The organism is Lyngbya sp. CCY1209, from assembly GCF_035615495.1.
Lineage (GTDB): Bacteria > Cyanobacteriota > Cyanobacteriia > Cyanobacteriales > Microcoleaceae > Limnospira.
This window is the reverse complement of sequence record NZ_JAJENU010000004.1, coordinates 1-306: the sequence shown is the minus strand read 5'-3', so window position 1 is coordinate 306 and position 306 is coordinate 1. Positions and strand designations below refer to the sequence as shown.

Annotated in this window: 1 pseudogene; it reads left to right on the top strand. The window is 62.1% G+C overall.

Features of this window, described 5'->3' with window-relative positions:
- Positions 1 to 229 (top strand): annotated as a pseudogene (locus LKE08_RS00035) (hypothetical protein); the annotation flags it as partial.
- Positions 230 to 306: the final 77 nt, after the last annotated feature.

Below are 306 nucleotides of genomic sequence, written 5' to 3'. Positions count from 1 at the left end.
GATGGATCGGGGGGAAGCGATCGAGGCGGCACCCAACAGCAACGGCAACGGGCGGCCGCAAGGTGAGCCGACGCCCGACCCGATCTTTCAACAGGTGGTTGACATCCTCCGACCCGCCATTGAAATGAAGGCGGGGAACGGCGGCGCGATCAAAGATGAGATAGAGAAGGCCCTGAACCTGATGGGGGTTGACGCCAACCGCAGAAAGCGCGGCCATCGCCGATCGTAAAAATTTGGGCGGGGGATGTCCGGGTGGGCATAAAAGGGACTCCACAGTTGCCGGGAAGTTCCAGCAGGCGATCGGGG